This window comes from Flavobacterium sp. UGB4466 (genome assembly GCF_903469665.1).
In the GTDB taxonomy this organism is placed as follows: Bacteria; Bacteroidota; Bacteroidia; order Flavobacteriales; family Flavobacteriaceae; genus Flavobacterium; species Flavobacterium lipolyticum.
The window spans coordinates 1-7,286 of record NZ_CAGKLC010000154.1 but is presented as its reverse complement, the minus strand read 5'-3'; the positions used below and the strand labels follow the sequence as shown (position 1 = coordinate 7,286).

Below are 7,286 nucleotides of genomic sequence, written 5' to 3'. Positions count from 1 at the left end.
ATGTATACATAATCAAAGTTTTTAGAGTTGTAAGAAAATTTAAAGAAAGTATCATCTTTTTCCACATCAGATGAAAAACCAGAAAAGATTTTTGAATCCTTTTTTTGCACAGCCGATAAGTATCTTTCGCCTTTTAATAATTCAATTTTAGTAAATGCAAAAATTGTCCCATTTTGATTAAAAGAAATGTCTCTAAAATCTTCTTTTTTAAGTTTTAGAACTTCACCGGTTTTAGTTAAAAATGGTACTTCGTTCTCATTGAATGAGCTTAAATCATCTAAGGTTATTCCAGAAATTAACTCATTTATTCTATATTCCCCATCACTATCCCCCTGAATAAACGGATACAATTGTAATCCGGGAGCGTGAAGTACCTGCCAGTCGTTATGGCTTAAAAGTACTCCAGTACCATAATCCATTAAAAGATCTGTGGTTGTAGAAGTGTTATACTCTGTAAATGGATGCTTCAATCCAAAGACACCATGACCTAATTCGTGCGCTAATGTACGAACGGTATTGGTTTTGTTGAAAATAAAACCATATTGTCGCTTCAGCGGCATAAAGCCCAGAAGGTTTGATTTATCGGAAGGAGCTCCGGTATAAATTACGTAATAGGTGTCTTTTTTATAATCGGAACCTAATTTTGCTTTTAGATTATTGGTGATTTGCTGTTGGTCCGGTGTATAGGTGTTTAGTAAGTCACTGTCGCTGGTTTCAATGCTCTCGCCCCAGGTATTGTCTAAGGTTACATTTATGGTATTAAGGTCAAATGTTATTCCGGCTGGTTCATAAATTGCATTTAACTGCCCGATTACATTGCTTGGTAATGGCGCATTATTAACGCTAACCAGTGTTACATTTACTTTTTTATTGGTCAGATGCCATAAATCAATCGCTCCGGCAATATCGTATTTCCCGACAGTTTCTTTTGGATCTTTTGATGCAGCAGCCTTAACCGTTGCAATAACCGTTTCTTTAGCAAAATCTAAAGTTCTTTTCAGGGTTAGTGTTGCGACATTATTGTTCCAAACAATTTGAGTACTGTCAATAGCGGTACCATTTTGAGTTTTAAAAACAATGTCTTTTTTGGTTTTTCCGTTTTTGAAGTTGGCAGTTGCGATTACAATATCCGTTTTAGCGGGACTGTCTGAAATGGCTTTCAAATTTACATTGTACGTGCCGCCACTTTTTAGAGGGATTGTTTCGTAAGTTTTATCCAAGCTTCCGTTTGCTGCTGTTGGAGCATTATCAAAAGCATAAAATCCATTGCCTTTAGAGAAAATTACATTTACGTCTGGAGAAGAAATTTCTGTGATACTTCCACCAGATCCCATTCCGTTTGTATTCTTGGAATTTGGAATTCCTCCCGGTGCGAGTTGTCCTGTTTTTTCGATATTTCCGGCAGGAGCATTAGCAGGAACGGCATATTGTTTACCGTTTTTATCCGTTATTATAATGTCGTTTACCGTTTTTGGCAAGTTAACTTTAACATCATCCGGACCTGTTATCGTAATGCTTCCATCAGGATTTTTTACTACGGATTTTATAGGAAACTGGATGTCCTGATTGACCACATTTCCGGCGTCACCAAAAGCGTCATTGATGACACCATCTAAATCAGAGATACCGCTCCAGGTAGGATCATATGCCGCAATAATTTCTCCTGAAATTAGTTTAAAATCGCTATTAAGACCAATATTATTGAATGTAATTCTGATTCGGGTATTTTCGCTAAGGTTTCCTTTTGAAACTCCATTTTCATCTTTTGCACCTAAGGCATCAGCAGCATCAATAAGTTTTCTGAATTTCTCCAGGAAAGGAAGGGTTACATAACCTTCTCCTGAGAAATTACCATTACTTCCGGTTGCTTTTAAAACTACAATAGGAAAATCTCCCGCTGTAACGACATCATTCGAGAAAAGTTCGGGAAGTGGGGTTTGGTTAGCAAGATCTCTCGGATCCGGCTTGATACCACAGCCTTGAAATACAATCTCGTCTCTCGCAATGGTGGTGAATTCATATATTGAACTGTGAATATATTTGCCGACATCACAGGACGATCCTACGGTATATTCGTATACGGTGTTAGGTTTTAAATTACTAAGCGTAATATTTTCTCGCGGAGTTACGGCTTTGTACCATTCCGAACCCGAATTTTTCTCACGATAGTTTACCTGATAGTCAAAGTTGTCGATGTTTCCGCTCCAGTTGATCCTGGCCTGATCCTGACCGATGCTTTCGGTTTTAATGGCAAGGGGAGAGGTACAGAATATTTCGTAAGTAAAAGCAAAGATTTCGGTATAACCGTTGTTTTTAAATACACCAATTTCTTCGGCTCCCTGAATGGCTTTTGCTTTGATGCGCCAGGCGTATTTTTTGCCGGGAATCAGTTGAGGTTCACTCATGCCGTATTGCAGCGTAGTCATTTTGGTTGTGGTAGTATACAACGGAGGCGAGTAAGCAAAGGCATTTTGCACCGGAGTGTAATTGTCCCAAATCTCGACCAATGAAAATTCGTATTCCACATTACTTACGTTGATGCTTCGCGGTGTCCAGCTGAAAACAATGTTCTGCAGGTTCTGCTGCATGATCGAAGCATTGTGTAAAGGCAGGTTTAGGAAGGGTGGTTCGTTTTGAAAAATAACCGTAGTTGTACCTGTTTTTCTGGACAGTTTTTTTCCTGTAGCAAAATCATATACCTCCACATAAAAGTTACTGATTCCTTCGGGTAAAGGCTGTGCATATTGATTTGGATTTAATCCTAGAAGGTTTTGGTATTGAAAGTAAGGAGCCAGATCAACATTAGTTAATTGCAATGGAAATCCTCCTTCGAGGTACAGTGGTTTTGCTCCTACAACAAAATCGTTGTTGCTGAACGAAACTCCGTTACCCTGAAAGTATATTTTTAATCGAACCTGACGATTGGAAATGGTCAAATCGTTGAGCAGCAACTGAATTTTAATGGGACTGTTTATAGTAGTCGCATCAGCGTATTTGCTCAGGTAAATAGGGGATGGCTGCGTAATTTGGGTCGTAACCGAAATTGGGAAAGTTTGTGCAAAGCCCTCAAATCCTATTAGGGAGCAGAGCAACAGCAGGTACAGGTGTAAGTTTTTCAGCATTTTGGGTAATTGAATTTTATCCATTTTTTGTCAGGTTAGTAAGTAGGTATTGACTCCTTATTATTTTTGAATATGATTAAGATCGATTTCATCAATGTTTGCATTTTTGAGAGCCAGATCATGATAAAACGGTATCATTTTGATTTCGATAGCGGCTATTATTTCAGGACCGGTTTTTTTGTCTTTTATCGATTTAAAAGCTTCTTCAATTTGTTCTGCGCTAAAAACTACTGCAGCGGGATTTTGCTGTATTTCGGCAGCCGGCAGTTTAGTCAATACCGAAATTTCTTTGAGCATCCATCGGTGACGTGTAAGCTGATCGCGATTTTTATTGCTTCTTTCTATTAATTTCTGATAGGATTTGAAAGCTGCTTTATCAGTGTTATTTTCTTCACTCACACCATGCAGTTTGTGGCTGTTTACCTTTCCTAAGGCCGTAACATAAGCACTTTCCAGATTTGAATCTTTGTTTTTCATTTCCGCCTCCAATTTTTTGGCGGCTTCAAGAAGGTATTCGTTGAATTTTTTTACGTTTTCTGCTTCGATGTTGTAAGCTTCGAGATAGTCTAGTACTTTTTCTTTGAACTGTTTGTCATCCGGTGTAAGGGAAGCCAGAGTGAGTAAATGTTCTAAATTTGTGCTCTCTTTTTCCGGTAATGGGTTTAGTGCCAATTGCATCTCTTTTAATTGAGCAGTAATCTGATCACGTGTTCCTTCTAAAATTTTTCCGTTAAGATTTATTTTTAGAATAGAAGTAAGATTCATATCCTCGTCGGTTTTTGGTTCTCTTTTCGGACGCATTTTGATTTTGTCGAAAGAATAGGTATAAGACAATGTAGCGGTTAAGTCATTGTTTTTACTGGTGGCTGTTTTATTAAATAGTGTGATGACACTCATGTTGAAATTGTGTTTTTCAAGATAAATGTAAGATCCGTTCAATCTGAAGTTGAAGATGTCGTTTTGCTTCTGACCATTGTTATAACTAGTATTGTAACTGGTCGAGGCGGTCGCATTCAGTTTTTTATCAAAAAATAATTTGGTGGCTCCGACTGTTGGTCCGATAATAAAATTCGTTCCACCGTCTGTTTGTCCATAGGTATTGTTTAAGGAACCGTTGAAACTTAGTTCTTTTTGAGGATAACCCAGAGAATAAGTAAGGGCTGAGTTGTAATAGGTAGAGGCTCCACCCGCAACTGTTTTTCCTTGTTGTTGGTTTACAGCATCCTGCATAGAGAGATTGGCACTAATTGCCTTTTTTAGGCGTTTATCATTTTTTAATAGATAATTTACCGTCAGACCTAAATTTTGGTTCACTTGTCTGAAGTTCAAAGTATCCAAATACTCGTAATTTGAAACCTGATTGATGTAGTCAAACTGATTACGGCTGTTGGTGAACGATTGAAAGTTAGAGTAGTTCAGGTTCAGGTTTAATTTTTGATTGGGTCTCAAATCGACATTAGCTGAGGTGACCAAACGTTTCATCTGGCTTTCTTTCTGCTTTTCTAAATTGTCTTTCTGAAGTCCTAAGTTTAAAGCAAGCGACACTTTATCTTTATACAGATTTTGAGTCGCATTAACGGTTACATTTTCTAAATCGTTATTAAAATAGTATCCTCCAAAAGTTCTGTAGTTAGGATCAATTCGTTCGTAACCTAATCCTAAAGTTCCTTTTCCGGCCGGGTAAGCCAATTGTCCTTTAAAGGCATTATAACTAGTGGTAGTACTGTTTCTACCCAATAGAAAAGAGGAAACTCCTTTTGCTTTTCCACTTGCCACAACTCTTAAATCTTCAGTGATACTACTGCTGGCATATTCGGTAGAGATTTGTAGTTTTTGAAAAAGTTTAAAATTAGTTTCAAAACTAATGGCAGCATTTTCCTTTGGAGCAACATCCAGTTCAAAGGGTACAGGGTTGTTTAAAGAATTGATCTGATCTCTTGCTTTAAACAGGGTAAGCCCCAGGTTTATTTTCTCCAGGGAATAAGCGGTTTTAAATCCATACCCGAATCTTTTATAGGCAGGCAGAATATCAGGATAAGCAGAATTAAATTCGTTACTTTTCAATAATCGCCCGTACATCGCACTGATTTTGAATTTTCCTTGTGGAGTCAAATCTACTCCAAACCCTGTGAATTGATGACCGCTTAAAGTGTAAGGGGAGAAGGTCATGCTTACATCTCCAATATGAGCAGTAATCCATTTATACGAAGGATGTATGCTCAGACGATTCATTAAAACAGGTTTGTTGTATCCGAATTTTTGATTGGTATAGGAAAACGAAAGCGGAATGTTGTACAGATTGGCAATATTGAAATTGATGTTTCCGTTCAAAAAATAACTGAAGGGCTCTCGTGTGGCATTACCGGAATAGAATACCGTATTGGCTGATACACCACCACTGACATTTATTAGTTTCGCTTTGCCTAGCTCCTGTACATTAAAGTTTTGCGAAAAAGCAAAGGTACCGGTGAAAAGCAGTAGTGTAATTAAAATTATTCTTTTTAAAATCATTCTTTATGGGGAATGGAAACCAAGATTGTTTTCTTGATTTCCATTAGTATTTGAAATTTATAATTTTGGCTTGCTGGATAAATTAGAGTTTACTGAATAATGATTTTTCTCAATTTACTTCCTTGCTGTGACTCGAATAAGACAAAATATATTCCGGAAGGAAGACCTGTCAAACTAAAGTTGAACAGGTAATTGTCTTTGCCTTCCTGTGTTTTTGAATCTATCAGTAAGTTGTTGGTCAAATTATAAACCTTGACATGTGCCGGCATTACTTTATCCAGCAGTACATCTACAGTAAAAGTTCCTTTTGACGGATTTGGATAGATTTTCAGATCAAATTTCTTGAAAGTCTGATCGTCCGGATTGTTTTCTTCATATTCTCCTTCAGTCACTAAGATTGACTTAGTTTGAAAAGCAGTACAGTTTCCTTTTTTAGTGTTCAGCGTGATGTCATATTCGCCGGCCTGACTGAAACTGATTTCGGCAAAATCTTTGTTTTTGGAGATTACGGTTGCACTGGTAGGAATTACCCATTCGATTTCATCGGCGTCAGGATTACTGATGTCAACGATTATGAATTTTTCGTTTTTGAATACCTGACTCGATAGGGCAAATTCAGCACTAATTGGGGTATTCTGACTTGAAATTTTGAGGGTATCTGTAGCTTCACAACCCAATTTGTTGGTAACTACAACGGTATAATTTGCAGGTTCAGAAACCGTAATTATAGCTTTATTGCTCTTGAAACCTTTATCGGAGGTCCAGGAATACGTCGCTTTATCGTCATTAATTGTGGCATTAATGGTTAAAGTCTGATCAAAACATAAAGTCACATCTTCTCCGATATTAATAACATCTTTCGGTGGATTAACAATGGTATAGGTATGATTGATGATACAGCCTTTACTGTCGGAAACAGCAACGGTATATTCTCCTGCTGAGGCATTGCTTAGTATATTTGATGTTTCTCCCGTATTCCACAAATAGGTGTAAGGGGCAATACCGTTTATAGGAGTCACAGTAATGGTAGCATCAGAACCGGCGTAACAAGTTGGGATCTTAATTACTTCGGACGCTGCCAGATGCGGTGGAGCAATTAGTGTAATTGTTTTTGTAATGGTACAGCCATTAGTATCCGTTACCAATAAAGAATAATTTCCTGGAGGAACGTCTACTAAATTAGCAGTTCTGGCGCCTGTACTCCATAAGTAAGAGTAAGGAGCTGTACCTTGTAATGCGGCTGAGGTAATTGTCCAATCGTTTCCATCACCACAACGGGTATATTCAGAGGAAAGCGAATTGTCAAGCGGAGTAGGCTCAGTGATTGTAATCGTTTCGCTTTTTATCGATTTTCCAAAAGAATCTGTTGCAATAACATAATAAGTTCCCGCTTTAGCATTCATTAAAGTCTCATTTTCGCTAATGATCAGTGCAGAATTAGTTGCATCATACCATTTGTAATAATAACCCGGAAGCCCTCCTGAAGTAATTGCTTTCACACTGGCTGTTGCATCTCCGTAACATTTTACAATGTTGATCTGAGTTAATTTAATAAAGAGAGGATCTACTTTGTCTAAGTCTCTTTTATCAATTTTACAGCCATTTGCATCAATAACTGTAATGAAATATTGCCCTACATAGATATTATTAATA

At 37.6% G+C, this 7,286-nt stretch carries 3 protein-coding genes; all 3 read right to left on the bottom strand.

Annotated elements, in window-relative coordinates; all coding sequences use genetic code 11:
* On the bottom strand, positions 1-3,146 hold a 3,146-nt coding region (locus tag JO950_RS20625), incomplete at its 3' end, for a fibronectin type III domain-containing protein (RefSeq protein ID WP_202704325.1).
* Positions 3,147-3,182: 36 nt separating this feature from the next.
* The gene (locus JO950_RS20620) at positions 3,183-5,633 is read right to left on the bottom strand and encodes a hypothetical protein (RefSeq protein ID WP_202704324.1); all 2,451 of its coding nucleotides are present in this window, start codon (positions 5,631-5,633) and stop codon (positions 3,183-3,185) included.
* Positions 5,634-5,722: 89 nt separating this feature from the next.
* Positions 5,723-7,286: T9SS type A sorting domain-containing protein (locus JO950_RS20615; RefSeq protein WP_202704323.1), on the bottom strand; the 1,564-nt coding region annotated here is incomplete at its 5' end.